This window comes from Streptomyces avermitilis MA-4680 = NBRC 14893 (genome assembly GCF_000009765.2).
In the GTDB taxonomy this organism is placed as follows: Bacteria; Actinomycetota; Actinomycetes; order Streptomycetales; family Streptomycetaceae; genus Streptomyces; species Streptomyces avermitilis.
The window spans coordinates 8,011,280-8,028,305 of record NC_003155.5 but is presented as its reverse complement, the minus strand read 5'-3'; the positions used below and the strand labels follow the sequence as shown (position 1 = coordinate 8,028,305).

Sequence of the window (17,026 nt, the reverse complement as noted above, 5' to 3'; positions counted from 1 at the left end):
TCCTGAGCGCGTCCGTCACACCGACCGCTGGTACGACCTGAACGTCCGGATCGAGAGCCACACCGCCGCGACCGCCAAGGCCAGCAGCGCCCCGCCCCGGCCGAGCACGCCGCCCCAGTCCGGATGCTCGGACATGGCCGAACGACCCGCCACCATCGCCCAGTCGAGCGGGTTGAAGTCGGCTGTGCGCCGCATCCAGCCGGGCATCTGGGACGTGGCCATGAAGGCACTGGACAGGAAGGTCAGCGGCAGCAGCAGGAACGTGTTGATGCCGATGATGGACTCCCGCTCCCGGACCAGCATGCCCAGCGCGTTGGACAGTGCTCCGAAGACCGTGCCGAGCAGCACCGAGGCGACGATCAGAACGGCTACCCCGCCGAACCCGCCCGGATAGTCCGCGCCGCCCAGCAGGCCGAGCAGCACGATGATCACCGACTGGAGTGCGGTGACCAGGCCGTTGTTGACGACATTGCCGTTCATCAGGGCCGCCCGGCTGACCGGTGTGGTGAGGAACCTGTCGAGCGTGCCCCGCTGGATCTCGTCGAGCGTGCTCATGCCCGCCCACATGTTGGAGCTGAGCGCGCTCATCACCACCACGCCCGGGACGAGGTAGTCCAGGTAGGAGGTCGTGCCGAAGCCGCCGAGTTCGACGACCTTCTTGAAGAGGTTGCCGAACAGGAACAGCCAGACCACCGGCTGGATCAACGTGATCAGCAGATACGCGGGCTGCCGTACGAACACCATGAGTTGACGCTGTGTCATGTACCAGGTCTGGGAGACGGCCGTGCTCATCGGGTACCTCCCGTGGCTCCCGCGAGGGCGAGGCTGTCGGCGCCTTCCGCCTCCGCCTCGGAGTAACGGCGCCCCGCGTGACGGAGATAGACGTCGTCGAGCGAGGGACGGGCCACGGTCGCCGCGGCCACCCCGACACCGGCTCGCTCCAGAGCGCCGAGCAGGGCGGGCATCGCGGCGGCTCCGTCGTCCGCGCGGACGCTGACGCGGCGGCCCTGCGCGTCGTCGAAGAGCACCTCGTGCACTCCGGGCACCCCGCCGAGGGAGCCCTTCAGCAGCGTACGACCGGCCTGGCCGACCGCTTCGCGCAGCTCCAAGTGGATGGCGTCACCTCGCAGTTCCCCCTTCAGCCCGTCCGGTGTGCCTTCGACGACCACACGGCCGCGGTCGACGATGGCGATACGTTCGGCGAGCCGGTCGGCCTCTTCGAGGTAGTGGGTGGTGAGCAGGATGGTCAGGCCCTCGTCGCCGGCGAGCCGGGCGATCTCGTCCCACATGGCGGTGCGCGCCTCGGGGTCGAGGCCGGTGGTGGGCTCGTCGAGGAAGAGCACCTCGGGCCGGTGGACCAGCCCGAGCGCGACATCGAGCCGACGCCGCATACCGCCGGAGTAGCCCTTGACCTGACGCCCGGCGGCGTCGGCCAGCTTGAAGCGGTCCAGCAGCTCGGCCACCCGGCGGCTCAGCCCGGCGCCCTTCAACCCATGGAGCCTGCCCTGGAGTCGGAGGTTCTCCCGGCCGGTGGCGACCGGGTCGGCGCCGGAGCTCTGGGCGACCACGCCGATCGCGCGGCGCACCCGGTCGGGGTGGCGCAGCACATCGTGGCCCGCGACGGTGGCCGTGCCCGAGTCGGGGCGGGCCAGGGTGGTGAGGATCTTGACGGTGGTGGACTTGCCCGCGCCGTTGGGCCCGAGGAGGCCGAAGACGGTGCCCGGCTCGACGGTGATGTCCATGCCGCTCAGGGCGGTGACATCACCGGGATAGGTCTTGATCAGCTGACGCGCCTCTACCGCGGGCGCACGGGTGTTCATGACGACTGCTCTCCTGTGTGAGCGGATGACCAGGGGGCCGCTGTGCGGTGGACGACGGCAGGTCCGCGATGGGCGGGCGTGACGTGATCCGTGCAAGCGGATGACGATCGATCCGGGTGAAGAGCGCCGGGCTATCCTGGGTGTGCCGCACCTCGGTCGCCCGGTCTGCCTCACGGCGGATCCGGTTCGGGGTTCGAGACCCTGGCGGGACTGCTGCAACAGTCCTGCCGGGGTCTGTTCTCTGTGGGGTCACTTCTCGAAGTGGCGCTCCTCCAAGTCCTTGAACTCGGGCGGGATCTCCCCCGTCTCGTGGAAACGCCGCCATGCCTCGACGCCGGCCAGCGAGCCGTCGTGCAGCTCCCGCAGGAAGCCGCGGACCCACTCGGCCTGCGCCTCGACCATGTGCAGTTGGTACTCGGTCTCCACCAGGAAGAGGCGCGGCAGCGTCTCGTACAGCTTCTCCAGGCCGCCTCGCGCGCTCGCCACCTGCACTTCCAGCTGGGTGAGCCGCTCCTCGAGCAGACGCGTCACCTCGTCGGGGTGGAGCACACCCAGCAAGGAGAGCGCGGTCTCGAAGATCGGGTACTCCCGGGCCGGGACCGCCAGCAGATCGGACAGCCACTCCGTCGCCTCTTCGCGCCCGGCGTCCGTGATGCCGTACAGCGTGCGCTCGGGGCGGTTGCCCTGTCGCTGCACCTCGGCGACCTCCACGAAACCGTGCTTCTCCAGGTTCTGGACGACCGTGTAGAGCGAGCCGTAGTTGATCTTCGTGGTGGTGTCCTTGCCGCGGCGGCAGAGGGTCTGCGCGATCTCGTACGGATGCATGGGCTTCTCCATGAGCAGCACCATCACGGCCAGCGCCAGCGGATTGCCGAGCTTGCGGCGCTTGGTCCCCATCACGAAATCCCCCCTTCCATCCCCTCGGCATCCCGTCGACATCCCGTCAACATCGCGTCGACGTGTTCATCGACGTCGACGTGCGCATCGACATCGCATCGGCACCGAATATTCGTGACCGAACATATCGCGTTTCGAAAAGCCCGGTCAATACACACGATGTATCGCGTCTGAGATACCTCCGCAACCCCGTGAGGACTTAGGCCCGCCCCGGACACGGCCGCGTGACGCCCATGAAACAGGGCCTCCCTAATTTCTGTCGCCCGACAGGAACTCTCGCGCCGCTGTGCGAAAGCAGGTTGCCGCCATGACGAGCACCGCCCCCGCCGATGTCCGCCCCGACCCGCCACGGCCCGAAAGTGCCGCCGATCTCGCGGAGTTCGGCTACCGCCAGGAGCTGCACCGCAGCCTGGGACGGTACGCCTCCTTCGCCGCCGGGTTCTCCTTCATCTCCGTCCTGACGACGGTCTTCCAGTTCTTCGCCTTCGGGTACGCCTTCGGGGGCCCCGTCTTCTTCTGGGCCTGGCCTGCCGTGCTGGTGGGCCAGCTGCTGGTGGCCGCGTGCTTCGCCGAGCTGGCCGCGCGCTATCCGATCTCGGGCGCGATCTACCAGTGGTCCTCGCGCCTGTCGAACCTCACCTTCGGCTGGTTCGCCGGCTGGATCATGGTGATCGGCCAGATCGTGGTGGTCGCGGCGGCGGCACTCGCGCTCCAGATGGTGATGCCGCCGATCTGGTCGGGCTTCCAGCTGGTGGGCGGCGATCCGGCGCCCACCAGCGCGAGCGGCGCGGCGAACGCGGCGGTGCTGGGCGTCATCCTGCTGGTGCTCACCACGTTCGTGAACGTCATCGACAACCGCGTGATGTCCGTGATCAACCGCGTCGGCGTGACCGCCGAGATCATCGGGGCCGTCCTCATCATCGTGCTGCTGCTCACCCACTCCGAGCGCTCGCCCGGCATCACCTTCCACACCGGCGGCGGGGCTCAAGCGGGCCTGTTCGGGGCGCTGGCGGTGGGGTCGTTCACGGCGGCGTACGTGATGATCGGCTTCGACAGCGCGGGCGAGATGAGCGAGGAGACCCACAACCCGCGCCGCGTCGCGCCCCGCACGATCCTCACCGCGCTCGGCGCGGCCGGCCTGCTGGGCGGGCTGATCGTCCTCGGCGGACTGCTCGCGGCCCCCAGCCTGACGGACGGCCGCCTCGGGGTCGACGGTCTGAGCTACGTCCTGACCAGCAGCCTCGGCGACGGTGTCGGCCGGGTTCTGCTCGCCGACGTGGTGGTGGCGATCTCCGTGGCGACCCTCGCCATCCAGACGGCGGCCTGCCGCATGCTCTTCTCCATGGCCCGCGACGGCCGGCTCCCCTTCGCCCGGCGCCTGGCCCGGGTCAACCCGCGCACCGGCATGCCCAGCGCCCCCGCCCTGGTGGTCGGCGTCCTGGCGGCCGCGCTGCTGCTCCTCAACTTCGCCTCCCCGGAGGCCTTCCTGGCCATCGGTACGACCTGCATCGTGATGCTGTACCTGGCGTACGCGATGGTGACCGGGCCGCTGCTGGTACGGCGGCTGCGCGGCGAGTTCACCACCGAGGGCACGGACGAGACGGGCGCCCCGCTCTTCTCCCTGGGCCGCTGGGGCGTACCCGTCAACACGCTCGCCCTCCTCTACGGCCTCCTCATGACCGTCGACCTCGCCTGGCCGCGGGCGGAGGTGTACGACCCCGCGGGCGGGCACTGGTACTTCCAGTGGTTCACCGTGCTGTTCCTGGCGGTGACCCTCGCGGCGGGCGCGGCCTACCGGGCGTACCGCGGGCGGACGTCGGCCCCGGCTCCCGCGCCGGAGGCGACGGTCCAGGAGGCGACCGCCTAGGAACCCAGGGCAGGCCTAGGCCGTGGGGCCCTGGCTCGGATCGCCCTGTACGCGCGCGTGCAGATGCATGTCGTGCCAGCCGTCCTGGTGGAGGAGGGCGCTGCGCCTGGTGCCCTCCAGGGTGAAGCCGGCCTTGGCGGCGACACGGCAGGAGGCCTCGTTGGCCGTGGCGTGGCTCAGCTCCAGGCGGTGGAAGCCGACCTCGTCGAGCGCCCAGGACGCGAGGGCCGAGGTGGCACGCGCGGCGACGCCCTGTCCGCGGGCGCCCGCCACGGTCCAGTACGCGACCTCGGCCACCCCGTCGCCGAGCAGGACGTCCCGCAGCGCGACGCGTCCTCGCAGCCGGTCGGTGTCCGCGTCGGCCACGGCCCACTGCACGTTCCGTTCTCCCGCCCAGGCCGTCCGCCACTCCTCGATCCAGCCGGCGACCTCGTCCGTCGAGTCTGCGGCGCGGATGTGCCATTGATGCATGACGGGGTCCTGGAAGGCCTCGTGGACAGCGGGCGCGTCCTCGGCCGTCCAGGGCCGCAGGACCAGGCCGTCGCCGGTGGGGATCGTGGGCTGCTCGGAGCGGGCGAGGGTGCCGGCGGGGAGCACCGGGCCGGTGAGGTAGGGCATGATCCGCATCCTGCCAAGGTGCGCTCCGCGGTCCCAGTGGATTTCCGCACCCCGCGCCTCGCCCCGTCCGCACCCCGCGCCTCGCCCCGTCCGGACCCGGCGCCCTGGCCCGCGCCCCCGTACCTCCGCTGTCGGTGGCCCCTCGTACGCTGATCGCAATGAGACGCAAACCCCGCATCCCGCCCTCTCCCCTCCCCCAGCGCGAGGGGGTCGACCCGGTGCGGGTGAAGCTGCCGCAGGGCGGGGCCTGGGGCACCGTCCGCGACCATCTCGTGGCCCGGCTCGCGGCCGGGGACGGAGTGGTCGACGGGATGCTCGACGCCGGTCTGATCGTCGGGGCGGACGGGCGGCCCGTCGAGCGCGACACGGCGTATGTGCCGGGGATGTTCGTGTGGTTCCACCGCGAACTGCCCGACGAGGAGCGCGTGCCGTTCGCGCTCGACGTGGTGTACCGCGACGAGCACATCGTCGTCGCCGACAAGCCGCACTTCCTCGCCACCACCCCGCGCGGCAGCCATGTCGCCGAGACCGTTCTCGCACGGCTGCGGCGGGACCTCGGCATCCCGGAGCTCGGGGCCGCGCACCGGCTCGACCGGCTCACGGCCGGCCTTGTGCTGTTCACCGTACGGCCCGGGGAGCGCGGCGCGTACCAGTCGCTGTTCCGCGACAAGCTCGTGCACAAGGAGTACGAGGCCGTCGCCACGTACGACCCGGAGGTCGCCCTTCCGCGTACCGTGCGCAGCCGGATCCTGAAGGAGCGGGGCCTACTGGCCGCCCGGGAGGTCGCCGGGGAGCCCAACGCGGTGAGCCGGATCGAGCTGACGGAGCACCGGGACGGCCGGGGGCGGTACCGGCTCCTCCCCCGCACCGGCCAGACCCATCAACTCCGGGTGCACATGAACGCGTTGGGCCTGCCGATCCTCGGCGACCCCCTCTACCCGGTGGTGACCGACCCCGGGCCGGCCGGTGACTTCCGGCGCCCGCTCCAACTGCTCGCGCGGGTCCTGGAGTTCACCGATCCGGTCACGGGGCACGAGCACCGGTTCCTGAGCGAGCGGGTACTCACCGCCTGGTCGGCGTACGAGGACTGGGTCCGGTAGCCACGCCACCGGCACAGGAGGATCGGCGACCGGACACCCGGTACCCGCACGCCCGGTACAGGAAGAAGGCTCAGTAGCCGCGCCACCAGCGCAGGAACCGCTGCCAGGCGCCAGGACCGCGTTCCGGCGCGGCGGCGGGCGGGGCCGGGGGCGCCGGGGGCGGTGTCGTGGCCTGCGGCTGCTGCGTCCGGACCGGCCGGCTCGGGACCGGCTGCGGCAGCGGACGGAGGCTGGGCCGCTGCGACACGTCCTGCGGTTCCTTCGGCGCGAACCGTACCGGCAGCTCCACCAGGTGCCGCGACGAGATGGACGCCGTCCAGCGCAACTCGTCCTCCGCGCAGTCGAGCTGGACGTCCGGCAGCCGCATGAGCAGGGCGTCGACGCCGACGTCGGCGATGGCGCGCCCGACGTCCTGGCCCGGGCACTCGTGCGGGCCGCCGCCGAAGGCGAGGTGGGACCGGTTGCCCTGCATGTTGGCCGACAGGTCCGGGCGTACGTGCGGGTCGACGTTGCCCGGCGCGATCCCGAGGAGCAGACCGTCGCCCTTGCGGATGAGCTGGCCGCCGAGCTCGGTCTCCTGCTTGGCGAAGTAGCCGAGAACGGTGCTGAACGGCGGTTCGTCCCACAGGGACTGCTCGACCGCCTCGGGCACCGTCATCTGGCCGCCGTTGAGCTGGGCACGGAAGCGCGGGTCGGTGAGGACCATGCGCAGCACGTTGGCGAGGAGGTTGGTGGTGGCCTCGTACGCGGCGATCAGTACGAGCCGCAGATGCTGGCCGACCTCGTCGTCGCTGAGCTGCGCCGGGTGGTTGATGAGGTGGCTGGTGAAGTCCCCCTCGGGGTGGGCCCGGCGGCGGGCGGTGAGCCGCATCAGGGCGTCCATGACGTACGCGTTGCTGGCGATCGCGGTCTCGGTGCCCTTGAGCATGTCGCGGGCGGCCTGCACCATGCGGTCGTTGTACTCGTCGGGCATGCCGAGGATCTCGCACATCACCGCCATCGGCAGATGCTCGGCGAACTGGCCGACCAGGTCGGCTCTGCCCTCCTCGCAGAACCGGTTGACGAGAGCCTGCGACGACCGGTTGATGTAGCGGCGGATGCCTCGGTGGTCGATGGTCGAGATGGCACCGCTGACCGCCCCGCGCAGCCGCAGATGCTCGTCGCCCTCCGCGTGCGAGCAGATGGGCTGCCAGGCGATGTGCGGCATCAGCGGGTGGTCGGGGCCCGCGGTGCCGTCCAGGACGGGGGTCCAGACGCGGCTGTCACGGGTGTACTGCGAGGGGCTGCGCACCATGTGCAGGTTCTCGGTGTGGCCCAGCACGACCCACATCGGTACGTCGTTGTGGAGCAGCACAGGGGCCACCGCACCGTGTTCGGCGCGGAGTTTCTCGTACAGGTCTCCCAGGTCCTCCGCCTCGGGCCCGTACAGCCTGCGCACCCCGCCGAGGCCGGGGTCGTGGGCGGGGCAGCCGGGGGGCGGGCCGAACGTCGGGTCGTCCGTGCCGGTCGAGGGGTGGGGTTCAGGCGTCACGATGGTCGCTCCGAAGACTGAAGTGGATGAGGACTCCGCGGAGTCGGCGGGTGGGGGCGTGGCCGGTTCAGACGGACGTCTTGGACACGGCCAGCGAGTGCAGGAAGTGCATCAGCGTCATCAGGACCTCCCGGCTGGAGGCCCGGCGCCGCGCGTCGCACTTCACGATGGGGATGTCCTCGGTCAGGTCGAGTGCGCCGCGCAGATCCTCGACGGGGTAGCGGGGCGCGTCCGGGAAGTCGTTCACGGCGATGACGAAGGGCACCCCGCGTTCCTCCAGCCGGCCGATGACGTCGAAGCTGACCTCGAGGCGGCGGGTGTCGATCAGGACGACCGCGCCGAGGGCGCCTTCGAACAGGCCGTTCCACAGGAACCAGAAGCGCTCCTGGCCGGGCGTCCCGAACAGGTACAGCACCAGTTGCTCGGTGATGCTGATACGGCCGAAGTCCATCGCGACGGTGGTGGCCGTCTTGCTCTCCGAGCCGTAGTTGTCGTCGACGCCGATGCCCATCTGTGTCATGGTCTCCTCGGTGGTCAGCGGCCTGATCTCGCTGACGGAACCGACCATGGTCGTCTTGCCGACGCCGAAGCCGCCGACGATGACGATCTTCACGGCGGCCTGGGCCGTGTGCGGCAGATGGTCCTCGGTCCGGGGGCCCCTGATGGCGTCAGAGCTTTTGAAGTCCATGCATCACCGCTTCGAGGAGGGAACGGTCGGGCAGCGCCTCTCGCGAGATGGGGGCGCGTGCCGTTACCAGTTCGGCCGCCAGCAGCTCGGTGAGCAGGACGGTCACCACGCTGAACGGCAGCCTGAGATAGGCCGAGATCTCGGCCACGGACAGGGGGGCCTGGCAGAGCCGCAGGAGCGCCGACTGCTCCGGCGGGGCGGTCGGCGGCGGGTCGGCGCCCGCCACGATCAGCGTGACCAGGTCGAGGGCCGCCCGTTCGCCCCCGTCGGCCAGGCCGGTGAGGATGAACAGCCGTTCCGGGTTGCTCGCGTCGCCGTCCTTCCCGTCGTTCCCGTCGTTCGGCTGAGGGGGCCGGGGCGGAGGCTGTGGCTCGGGGGAGCGCCGTCGGCGTTGCGGAGGAGTCATACGGTCTGCCCGTTGCGCCGCGGCGGGCTGGTCAGGTGGGCGCCGATGCGCACGACGAGGTCGCGCATGCGGTTGCTCATCAGCCCGGCCTCCGCCGTCACGTCGGAGAGCACCGCGAGGTAGGCGTTGGGCCCTGCCGCCATCATGTAGAAGTAGGCGCCGTCCATCTCGATGATGACCATGCGCATCTTGCCGTCGCTGTGCGGGATCTCGGTGGCGACGGCACCGGCCAGGCTCTGCAGTCCGGCGCAGGCCGCGGCGACGCGGTCGGCGGCGTCCGGGTCACCGCCGTAGCGCGCGATGCGCAGTCCATCGGCCGAGAGCACCACGATCTGGTGGACGCCGGGTACCCCGTCGGCGAGTTCCTTGAGCATCCAGTCGAAGTTGGCTCGCTGCTGGATCACTTGAGGTCCCCCTCGTCATCGGCCTCCGCAAGGGCCGGGTTCTTGGTGAAAGCGGTCGGATCCGGGTCGCCCTTGAGACCGTTCATGAACGCCTCGACCCACAGTCCGGGTTCGGGCTCGGGCTCCTTCGGCTCCTCCGGGGCGGGCTCGGGTTCCCAGATGTTGACCCCGGTGGCCTTCGCCTCGGCCTCGATCCGCGCCTGCTCGGCGTATCGCTCGGTGAGCGACATCTGCACGCGGCGGCGCCGCTGCGGCAGTCCGTTGGCCGTCCACTCGGTGACCTCGGGGACGTCGTCCTCCATGTCCGCGTACTGGCTCGGGATCCGGGGTCCGGTGGTGGGGCGGCGCTTCTTGGCCTTGCGGTCGGGTGCCTCGACCGCGTCGGTGTCCATGATCGGTGCGGAGGCGGCGCCGATGCCGTGGGCGAAGCCGGGGGCGGGGTCGTCGGTGAGCATGTCGCGCGGCACGACGAGGACGGCGCGGACGCCGCCGTACGCGGACTGCCGCAGCGAGATCTGCATGTTGTACATCGTCGAGAGGCGGCCGACGACGGCCATGCCCAGACGCGGGGTCTCGCCGATGTCCTGGAGGTCCATGCTCATCTTGGCGCGCTCGATCATGCCCTCGGTGCGGGCGAGGGCCTCCTCGCTGAGGCTGACGCCGGCGTCCTCGATCTCGATGGCGACGCCGGTCTGCACCTCGATCGCGGTGACGTGCACCTTGGTCTGCGGCGGCGAGTAGCGGGTGGCGTTGTCGAGGAGTTCGGCCGCGGCGTGGATGAGCGGTTCCACGGAGACGCCGGCGACATTGACCTTGGCGATGGAGTGCAGTTCGACGCGGCGGTACTCCAGGATGCGGGACATCGCGCCGCGCAGCACGCTGTACAGCGGTACGGGCAGGGGCCACTGGCGGCCGGGCCGGCCGCCGCCGAGGACGGCGATGGAGTCGGCGAGACGGCCGATCAGCGCGGTGCCGTGGTCGATGCGGAGCAGGTCGTCGAAGACCTCGGGGTTACGGCCGTGGTCCTCCTCCATCTCCCGCAGTTCCTTGTTCTGCTGGTGGACGATCGCCTGGACGCGACGGGCGATGTTGACGAAGGTGCGCTGCGAGGAGTCGCGCAGGGCGAACTGGCGGTCCACGACCCTGACGACGGTGGTCAGCAGACTGCGCTGCGGTGGGGGAAGGTCGCGCCACTCGGGCTCCGCGTCGACGGTTTTGCGGATCACCTCCGACGGGGACTCGCCGACCCGCACCAACTCCAGTGCCGCGGGCAGGATTTCCTGACCCAGGCGCACGAACTCCGCGTCGTGGGCGGCGACGCGTTCTTCCAGGTCGGCGGTCCGGCGCGCGACCTCGGCGCGCAGCTCACGGACGGTGCGGCCGCGGCGTACCGCTTCGGCCGCGGCGGCGATGACGAGGAGCGTCGCGACGGCTCCGCACCAGCCGACGGCGATCCGGGCCGGCTCCGCCACCAAGGCGACGGCGGCCCCGGTCGCCGCGGCCATCAGTATGGCCGGCAGCAACAGCACGCGCGCGTAGGGAAGTTCACGGCCACCGGGAGGCGATTGAACACTCACCATGTATGCCCTCTGAGACAAATCGGCTGGGGTTGGGGGGTGTTGTGCTGAGGTACGTGGGGTACGGATCTGGATCTTCGGTATTTTTGGGAACAGGCGCACGAATTCATCTCAACCTGGTGCGCTGCGGGCGAGCTTAGTCCGACCGGATCATCGCTATGTCATATTCAGCAAGCACCTGAAATGACTCCTGCGCCAGGAGTACGCTCGGCCCCATTTGCACGCTGCGCCTCCATTCGCACACACTGCGTCACGAGGCACAGGCATGCGAAAACTGTCGCCCACGGGGGTGACCCCCGGCTTCCGGCACCGGGGCGGGACGTCCGTCAGACGCCGACGATGCGCAGCGCGGCGTCCGCGGTCGCCTCGGCGAAAGCCGAGACCGGGCGCTCCGGATCGGAGCGGTGAACGAGGATGACACCTTCGATCAGCCCGAAGACCAGATCCGTACGCAGATCCAGCTCACTCTTGGCGAGTGCGCCGCCCACGGCCGTCGCGGCCAGCAACTGCCGGTAGGTGTCCTTCAGTTCGGCCCGTACGGCATGGAAACCGGCGAAGCGTTCGGTGTGCACCTCGGGCAGCAGGTACAGGCCGCCGAGGTTGTGCGGGCCGCCGCAGAGCAGTTCCACGTCCGTGCGGCACAGCTCCCACAGCCGGCTCTCGGCCGGGGCGGCGTCCTCGGCGAGCAGGTGCCGGGCCAGGGCGAGCGAGGGCGTGACCGTGGACTCCAGGAGCGCGGCGAGCAATTCCTCCTTGCCGGAGACGTAGTGGTACATGGACGCCTGCCGCATGCCGGCCCGCTCGGCGACGGCACGGGTGGTCGTGGCGGCGTAGCCACGGGTCGTGAACAACTCGGCGGCGGCCGTGAGGAGTTCGTCGCGCGGCGACAGACCGCTGTCCGGCCGCTGCGCGGCGCGCGGTCTGCCCACCCGCCGTCCACTGGTCCCCATGCGTTCGATCCTCGCACACGGCACCGCCACGCGATCTTCGGGCGATGCCGGACGCTCTCCGGACGGTTTCCGTGAGGGATCGGTAACCGACCGGCAATGCGAGGGCAACGGCACCGACCCGACCCGCCCCTAATTTCTGTCGGGCGACAGAAATCACCCGAAGAGCCGAACAGCGGAGGTCCGCGATGGCGACAGCGACCACCTACGGGGCACGCGCCCACGCCCGGGCGCAGGAGGGCGCCCGGACCGAGGCCATGCCCGTCGTACCGGCGAGCGCCTGGCCCGCGCCGCCCTGCGCGGCGGGCCACCTGGTGTGGGCGGAGACGGTCGCGGGCGGCAACTACACGCACCGGGTGCTGGCCCGCGGCACCGAGCTGCGCCTGACCGACCTGCGGGGCGACGCCTGTGCGCATCTCCTCCTGTACGTCGCCGACCGTCCGTGGGAGCGGCTGAACGTAGCCGACACGGTCAAGGTGCAGTGGAACGCCTACCTCGGCGAGGACCGGCTGCTCCTGTCCGACCAGGGCCGGGTCCTCGCCTCGGTGGTCGCCGACACCTCGGGACGGCACGACGCGCTGTGCGGCACCTCCACGCTCGTACGCAACACGGAGCGGTACGGGGACGGCACCCCGCAGTCCGCCTCCCCGGCGGGGCGCGAGCTGTTCAAACTGGCCGCGGCCAAGAACGGTCTGGAGCCGCGCGACCTGCCGCCCTCGCTCTCCTTCTTCCAGGGCGTGGAGGTACGTGACGACGGCACCCTCGACTTCACCGGCTCCGCCGGCCCCGGCGGCAGCGTGACCCTGCGCGCCGAGCAGGACCTCACGGTGCTGATCGCGAACGTGCCGCACCCCGCCGATCCGCGTACGGACTACGTCAGCACCCCGCTGGAGGTGCTCGCCTGGCGCGCGGACGCCACCCGCCCCGGCGACCCGCTGTGGGAGGCGACCCCCGAAGGCCGCCGCGCGTTGCTGAACACCGCCGAATTCCTTGCCGCGAGGGGGCTCGCATGACCCGGACAGCCGTCACGGAGACCGTCGTTCCCGCCCGGGCCGCCTGGTCCGCCGTCGTCCGCGCGGGCGAGACGCTCACCCTCACCGACCTGCACGGCAACCAGGCCGTGGACTTCCTCGTGTACGACGCCCACGACACCGCGGTCCGCTACAGCGCGCCCGACACGATCCACGCCCAGGGCAGCGTCTTCCTCACCACCGGCAGTGTGCTCCTGTCCAACGAGCACACCCCGCTGATGACGGTCGTCGCGGACGAGGTGGGGCGCCACGACACGGTCGGCGGCGCCTGCTCCAAAGAGTCGAACACACTGCGGTACGGCCACCACACCTGGTCGCAGCACGCGTGCGTGGACAACTTCCTCGCGGAGGGCGCCAAGTACGGCCTCGGCAAGCGCGATCTCGTCTCGAACATCAACTGGTACATGAACGTGCCGGTCGAGAAGGACGGCACGCTGGGCATCGTCGACGGCATCTCCGCCCCGGGTCTGGCCCTGACCCTGCGCGCCGAGCGCGACGTGCTCGTGCTGGTCTCCAACTGCCCGCAGATCAACAACCCCTGCAACGGCTTCGAGCCGACGGCGGTGCGGATGACGATCGGGGCCGCCGTCCAGGTCCAGGGGGACGCGTCATGACCTTCGACACCCTGCTCGTCGCCAACCGGGGCGAGATAGCCGTCCGCGTCATCCGCACGGCGCGTGAACTCGGCCTGCGCACCGTCGCGGTGTACTCCGACCCGGACCGCTCGGCGCCCCATGTCCGGCTCGCCGACGAGGCCGTACGCCTGGGCCCCGCGCCCGCGAAGGAGTCGTACCTCGACGCGGATCTCGTACTGAAGGCCGCCAAGGACACCGGCGCCGGCGCGATCCACCCCGGCTACGGCTTCCTCTCCGAGGACGCGGCGTTCGCGCGCCGCTGCGAGGACGCCGGGATCGTGTTCGTCGGACCGACGCCCGAGCAGCTGGAACTCTTCGGCGCGAAGCACACGGCGCGGGCCGCGGCCGAGGCGGCCGGGGTGCCGCTCGCACCCGGCACGGGGCTGCTCGCCTCGCTCGACGAAGCGCTCGACGCGGCCTCCCGCATCGGCTATCCCGTCATGCTCAAGGCCACCGGCGGCGGGGGCGGCATCGGCATGTCGGCCTGCCGTTCCGCCGCCGAACTGGCCGAGTCGTGGGAGCGGGTGCGGCGCGTCACCGCGGCCTCGTTCTCCTCGGCGGGGATCTTCCTGGAACGCCTGGTCGAGCACGCCCGCCATGTCGAGGTACAGGTCTTCGGCGACGGCCGGGGCCGGGTCGTCACCCTCGGCGACCGGGACTGCTCGCTCCAACGCCGCAACCAGAAGGTGGTCGAGGAGGCCCCCGCGCCGGGACTCCCCTCACACGTGCGCGACCACCTCGCCTCGGCGGCACGGGACTTGTGCGCCGCGGTCGGCTACCGCTCCGCCGGAACCGTCGAGTTCGTGTACGACGCCGCCCGCGAGGAGGCGTACTTCCTCGAGGTCAACACCCGTCTCCAGGTGGAGCATCCGGTCACCGAGGAGATCTACGGGGTCGACCTGGTCGCCTGGATGCTGCGGCTCGCGGGCGGCGACGCCGACGTCGTACGCGATCCGGGGCCGCCCCGCGGCCACGCCGTGGAGGCCCGGGTGTACGCGGAGGACCCCTCCCGCGAGCACCGGCCCAGCGCGGGCCTGCTGACGCGGGTGGAGTTCCCGCAGGGCGTACGGGTGGACGGCTGGGTGGAGACGGGGACGGAGGTCACGACGTCGTACGACCCCATGCTCGCCAAGGTCGTGGCGTACGGGTCCGACCGGGCGCACGCGCTGGCCCGCCTCGACGAGGCGCTGGCCCGGACGCGGGTCGACGGCATCGAGACGAATCTGGGGCTCGTCCGGGCGGCGCTCGCCGACCACGGCTTGCGCACCGCCACCCACACGACGGCGACACTGGCCAAGATCACCGACCCCACTCCGCGCGTCGAGGTGGTCGCGGCCGGCACGCTCACCACCGTCCAGGACTGGCCGGGCCGCACCGGCTACTGGCAGGTGGGCGTGCCGCCGTGCGGCCCGATGGACGACCGCTCCTTCCGGCTCGGCAACCGGGCGCTCGGGAACGAGGAGGGAGCGCCGGGTCTGGAGTGCACCCTGCGGGGACCGGCGCTGCGCTTCACCCACGCCACGACGGTGTGCGTCACGGGCGCCCCGGCACCGGTCACCGTGGACGGAACGCCGGTCGCCCAGTGGGAGCCGGTGACGGTGCCCGCCGGGGCCCTCCTGGAGGTCGGCGCCCCCGCCGAGCCCGGCCTGCGGACCTATGTGCTGTTCGCGGGCGGCCTGGACGTCCCCGCGTTCCTCGGCAGCGCGGCCACCTTCACACTGGGCCGGTTCGGCGGGCACGGCGGGCGGGCGCTGCGCACGGGGGACGTGCTGCACGGCGGGTCGGTCACGGACCGGGGCGCTCCCGTGCCCGCCGGGGACCGGCCGGTGTTCGCTACGGAGTGGCACGTCGGCGCCCTGGAAGGACCGCACGCCGCACCGGAGTTCTTCACCGAGGACGACATCCGCGACTTCTACGCGGCCGGCTGGAAGGTCCACTTCAACTCGGCCCGGACGGGCGTACGACTGGTCGGACCCAAGCCCCGCTGGGCGCGCTCGGACGGCGGAGAGGCGGGGCTGCACCCGTCCAACATCCACGACACCCCGTACTCGGTCGGTGCCGTCGACTACACGGGCGACATGCCGGTACTGCTCGGCCCGGACGGGCCCTCGCTCGGCGGTTTCGTCTGCCCGGCGACGGTCGCCACGGCGGAGCGCTGGAAGCTCGGGCAGCTGCGCCCCGGCGACACGGTCCGCTTCACACCGCTGGCCGAGGACGGCTCGACGCGGCCCGCGATCGTGGACGGCGGGGTGCTCGCACGGGACGGCGACGTGACCTACCGGCGCAGCGGCGACGACAACCTGCTGGTCGAATTCGGCCCGATGCAGCTCGACCTGGCCCTGCGCATGCGGGTGCACGCGCTGATGGAAGCGGTGGCCGAAGCCGGGCTGGACGGCGTCACGGACCTCACCCCGGGCATTCGCTCGCTCCAGATCCGGACGGACCCGCGCCGCCTGCCGCTACGCGAACTCCTCGCGGTCGTACGGGAGACGGTGAGCGCGCTCCCGCCCACCGACCAGCTCGTCGTCCCGTCCCGCACGGTCCACCTCCCCCTCTCCTGGGACGACCCGGCCACCCGCGAGGCGATCGAGCGCTACATGGCGGGCGTGCGCGACGACGCGCCCTGGTGCCCGTGGAACATCGAGTTCATCCGCCGCGTCAACGGCCTGGAGTCGGTGGCGGACGTGTACGACACGGTCTTCGACGCGGAGTACCTCGTACTCGGCCTGGGCGACGTGTACTTGGGAGCGCCGGTGGCCACACCGCTCGACCCGCGCCACCGCCTGGTCACCACCAAGTACAACCCGGCGCGCACCTGGACCGCCGAGAACTCGGTCGGCATCGGCGGCGCGTACCTGTGCGTCTACGGGATGGAGGGCCCCGGCGGCTACCAGTTCGTGGGCCGCACGACCCAGGTCTGGTCGGGCTGGCAGCAGCGCGGCGCGTTCGAACCGGGCTCGCCGTGGCTGCTGCGCTTCTTCGACCGGATCAAGTGGTACGCCGTCGGGCCCGACGAACTCCTCGACCTGCGCGCCGACATCGCCTCGGGCCGCTTCGTGCCGCGCGTCGAGGAGGGCGAGTTCTCGCTGGCCGGGTACGAGTCCTTCCTCGCCGCGAACGCCGGCTCCATCGCCGCCTTCCGGGCCCGCCAGGGCGCGGCCTTCGCGGCGGAGCGGGACGCGTGGGAGGCGGCGGGCGAGTTCGCGCGGGCCGAGGCGGCGACGGCGCCCGAGGCCCCGCCGGCCGAGGTGACCGTTCCGGTGGGCGGCGCTCTGGTGGAGGCCGAGTTCGCCGCGTCGGTCTGGCAGCTGAACGTGGGACCGGGCGACGCGGTGACGGCCGGCCAGCCGCTGCTCACCCTGGAGGCGATGAAGATGGAGTCCAGGGTGCCCGCGCCGATGGCCGGTGTGGTGACGGAGATCCTGGCCAGGCCGGGCGATCAGGTGGCGGCGGGCACGGCGCTGGTCGTGCTCGCACCGGCCACGAGCTGAACTTCGAGGAGCAC

At 71.4% G+C, this 17,026-nt stretch carries 15 protein-coding genes; 5 read left to right on the top strand and 10 right to left on the bottom strand.

What is annotated here, in order from left to right; all coding sequences use genetic code 11:
- Positions 1-15: 15 nt before the first annotated feature.
- From SAVERM_RS34480 to SAVERM_RS34470, 3 genes are all read right to left on the bottom strand, one after another.
- The gene (locus SAVERM_RS34480) at positions 16-792 is read right to left on the bottom strand and encodes an ABC transporter permease (RefSeq protein ID WP_010988112.1); all 777 of its coding nucleotides are present in this window, start codon (positions 790-792) and stop codon (positions 16-18) included.
- Positions 789-1,820, bottom strand: a complete 1,032-nt coding sequence (locus tag SAVERM_RS34475; protein WP_010988111.1) for a daunorubicin resistance protein DrrA family ABC transporter ATP-binding protein — start codon at positions 1,818-1,820, stop codon at positions 789-791. Before SAVERM_RS34475 ends, SAVERM_RS34480 begins: the two co-directional genes overlap by 4 nt.
- A gap of 249 nt (positions 1,821-2,069) precedes the next feature.
- Positions 2,070-2,717 carry a PadR family transcriptional regulator gene (locus tag SAVERM_RS34470; RefSeq protein WP_010988110.1) on the bottom strand — a complete coding sequence of 216 codons (648 nt, stop codon included), beginning with the start codon at positions 2,715-2,717 and terminating at the stop codon, positions 2,070-2,072.
- A 307-nt stretch (positions 2,718-3,024) separates the two neighbouring features.
- Between SAVERM_RS34470 and SAVERM_RS34465 the strand changes: the two genes are divergently transcribed.
- Positions 3,025-4,584 carry an amino acid permease gene (locus tag SAVERM_RS34465; RefSeq protein WP_037646465.1) on the top strand — a complete coding sequence of 520 codons (1,560 nt, stop codon included), beginning with the start codon at positions 3,025-3,027 and terminating at the stop codon, positions 4,582-4,584.
- A 15-nt stretch (positions 4,585-4,599) separates the two neighbouring features.
- On the opposite strand, the gene SAVERM_RS34460 is transcribed toward SAVERM_RS34465, so the two are convergent.
- The gene (locus SAVERM_RS34460; protein WP_010988108.1) at positions 4,600-5,202 is read right to left on the bottom strand and encodes a GNAT family N-acetyltransferase; all 603 of its coding nucleotides are present in this window, start codon (positions 5,200-5,202) and stop codon (positions 4,600-4,602) included.
- 158 nt (positions 5,203-5,360) lie between these two features.
- On the opposite strand from SAVERM_RS34460, the gene SAVERM_RS34455 reads away from it, so the two are divergent.
- Positions 5,361-6,302 (top strand): RluA family pseudouridine synthase, encoded by a 942-nt coding sequence (locus SAVERM_RS34455; protein WP_042493887.1) that lies wholly within the window; start codon positions 5,361-5,363, stop codon positions 6,300-6,302.
- A gap of 70 nt (positions 6,303-6,372) precedes the next feature.
- On the opposite strand, the gene SAVERM_RS34450 is transcribed toward SAVERM_RS34455, so the two are convergent.
- From SAVERM_RS34450 to SAVERM_RS34425, 6 genes are all read right to left on the bottom strand, one after another.
- The gene (locus SAVERM_RS34450; protein WP_010988106.1) at positions 6,373-7,833 is read right to left on the bottom strand and encodes a cytochrome P450; all 1,461 of its coding nucleotides are present in this window, start codon (positions 7,831-7,833) and stop codon (positions 6,373-6,375) included.
- A 67-nt stretch (positions 7,834-7,900) separates the two neighbouring features.
- Positions 7,901-8,521 (bottom strand): GTP-binding protein, encoded by a 621-nt coding sequence (locus tag SAVERM_RS34445; protein WP_010988105.1) that lies wholly within the window; start codon positions 8,519-8,521, stop codon positions 7,901-7,903.
- Complete coding sequence (locus tag SAVERM_RS34440) at positions 8,502-8,927, bottom strand: DUF742 domain-containing protein (RefSeq protein WP_010988104.1); 426 nt, start codon at positions 8,925-8,927, stop codon at positions 8,502-8,504. The genes SAVERM_RS34445 and SAVERM_RS34440 overlap by 20 nt, the downstream gene beginning before the upstream one ends.
- A complete protein-coding gene (locus SAVERM_RS34435) occupies positions 8,924-9,331 on the bottom strand; it encodes a roadblock/LC7 domain-containing protein (RefSeq protein WP_010988103.1) in 408 nt (135 codons plus the stop codon). Before SAVERM_RS34435 ends, SAVERM_RS34440 begins: the two co-directional genes overlap by 4 nt.
- Positions 9,328-10,911: an ATP-binding protein gene (locus SAVERM_RS34430; RefSeq protein ID WP_010988102.1), complete on the bottom strand. Its 1,584-nt coding sequence runs from the start codon at positions 10,909-10,911 to the stop codon at positions 9,328-9,330. The genes SAVERM_RS34435 and SAVERM_RS34430 overlap by 4 nt, the downstream gene beginning before the upstream one ends.
- Positions 10,912-11,234: 323 nt before the next feature.
- Positions 11,235-11,858, bottom strand: coding sequence for a TetR/AcrR family transcriptional regulator (locus tag SAVERM_RS34425; RefSeq protein WP_010988101.1), 624 nt, complete (start codon positions 11,856-11,858; stop codon positions 11,235-11,237).
- A gap of 185 nt (positions 11,859-12,043) precedes the next feature.
- Between SAVERM_RS34425 and SAVERM_RS34420 the strand changes: the two genes are divergently transcribed.
- Genes SAVERM_RS34420 through SAVERM_RS34410 form a run of 3 tightly spaced genes read left to right on the top strand, consistent with a single transcriptional unit; the run spans position 12,044 to position 17,012 of the window.
- A complete protein-coding gene (locus SAVERM_RS34420) occupies positions 12,044-12,868 on the top strand; it encodes an urea amidolyase associated protein UAAP1 (protein WP_010988100.1) in 825 nt (274 codons plus the stop codon).
- Positions 12,865-13,500, top strand: a complete 636-nt coding sequence (locus tag SAVERM_RS34415) for an urea amidolyase associated protein UAAP2 (RefSeq protein WP_010988099.1) — start codon at positions 12,865-12,867, stop codon at positions 13,498-13,500. Before SAVERM_RS34420 ends, SAVERM_RS34415 begins: the two co-directional genes overlap by 4 nt.
- Positions 13,497-17,012 carry a 5-oxoprolinase/urea amidolyase family protein gene (locus SAVERM_RS34410; protein ID WP_010988098.1) on the top strand — a complete coding sequence of 1,172 codons (3,516 nt, stop codon included), beginning with the start codon at positions 13,497-13,499 and terminating at the stop codon, positions 17,010-17,012. The genes SAVERM_RS34415 and SAVERM_RS34410 overlap by 4 nt, the downstream gene beginning before the upstream one ends.
- Positions 17,013-17,026: the final 14 nt, after the last annotated feature.